The organism is Bisbaumannia pacifica (assembly GCF_007989625.1).
GTDB lineage: Bacteria > Pseudomonadota > Gammaproteobacteria > Pseudomonadales > Halomonadaceae > Bisbaumannia > Bisbaumannia pacifica.
The window spans coordinates 1-1,487 of sequence record NZ_BJUK01000098.1 but is presented as its reverse complement, the minus strand read 5'-3'; the positions used below and the strand labels follow the sequence as shown (position 1 = coordinate 1,487).

At 65.3% G+C, this 1,487-nt stretch carries 2 protein-coding genes; both read left to right on the top strand.

The window, feature by feature from the left end; genetic code table 11:
• Window positions 1-130: 130 nt before the first annotated feature.
• A complete protein-coding gene (gene erpA / locus HPA02_RS18055) occupies window positions 131-499 on the top strand; it encodes an iron-sulfur cluster insertion protein ErpA (RefSeq protein WP_146804589.1) in 369 nt (122 codons plus the stop codon).
• 140 nt (window positions 500-639) lie between these two features.
• A complete protein-coding gene (locus HPA02_RS18050) occupies window positions 640-1,410 on the top strand; it encodes a transporter substrate-binding domain-containing protein (RefSeq protein WP_146804588.1) in 771 nt (256 codons plus the stop codon).
• Window positions 1,411-1,487: the final 77 nt, after the last annotated feature.

The window sequence follows — 1,487 nt, the reverse complement described above, 5'->3', positions numbered from 1 at the left end:
TTTGCTCCGGCCTGCCCCCAGCGCCCCTCAGCCATTCCAGCAGAGGTGGTACCCCATCCCCGGCAAAAGTTGACCCTTTTGCCGGGGTTTGTGGATAATGGGGGGTCTATTCACCGGCAGGAGCGCGTCCATGAGCGGAGCCGAATCCTTCGAGCCAGCCTCCTTTACCCCCAAGCCCATGCTGCTCTCCGAGGGGGCCCAGCGCCGCCTGCGTGCCCTGATCGCCGAGGAGGGCAACGACGCGCTCAAGCTGCGGGTCTATGTCACCGGCGGCGGCTGCTCGGGGTTCCAGTACGGCTTCGACTTCGCCGAAGCGAGCGGCGATGACGACACCCTGATCGACTTCGACGGCGTCAGCCTGGTGGTGGACCCCCTCTCCTACCAGTACCTGGTGGGCTCCACGGTGGACTACGAGGAGGGCCTGGCCGGCGCCCGCTTCGTGGTCAAGAACCCCAATGCCACCAGCACCTGCGGCTGCGGCGCTTCCTTTATGGTGTGAGGCCTCACCAACCGCGAGCCACGAAAAACCCTCCCGCGCCCCCGGCCGGGAGGGTTTTTTATGCCAGCTTGACGCCTTCCCGATATCTCGTCATGTTGAATGGGTGTGTTCCATCAATAACCGAAATAACGGGGAACCCGATGAATAAGCTGCAACGTGCCTCTCTCGCCGCCGCCCTGGGCGCCGGCCTCGCCTTCTCCACCAACGCCTTCGCCGAGCTGCCACAGGTGCGGGTGGTCACCGACCCCAGCTTCGTGCCCTTCGAGATGATGGATACCGAGACCGGCGAAATGGTCGGCTTCGATATGGACATCATCAATGAGGTGGCCGAGCGGGCCGGCTTCGAGGTGGCGCTGACCACCATGGAATTCAACGGCATCATCCCGGCGGTACAGACCGGCAGTCAGGAGATCGCCATCGCCGGCGTGACGATCACCGAGGAACGCGCCGAGATCGTCGACTTCTCCGATCCCTACTACGATTCCGGCCTGCGCATCATGGTGCGTGCCGACAACGACAGCGTCGAGACCCTCGAAGACCTGGCGGGCATGACCGTGGCCACCAAGATCGGCTCCACCAGCTATGACTTCCTCCAGGAGAACCTGGGCGAGGACACCGAGATCACCCCCTATCCGGGCACCTCGGACATGTACATGGCGCTGCTGGGGGGCAACGTGGACGCCGCCTTCTATGATGCGCCCAACGTGGGCTACTTCGCCCAGACTCGCGGCGAGGGCCGCACCAAGGTGGTGGGCCCCCTCTACGAGGGCCAGCAGTACGGCATCGTCTTCCACCAGGGCAGCCAGTGGGTCGAGCCGGTCAACCAGGCGCTGGCCGAGATGCGCGAAGACGGTACCTACGACGAGATCTACACCAAGTGGTTCGGCGAGGCGCCCAGCGCCGAGGAGTAAAGGCTCCTGATGCCGCCGCCGGCCCGAGTGTCGGCGGCTCAACCGGCGGGGCCGGGCGGCCATGCCTCCCGGCCCCG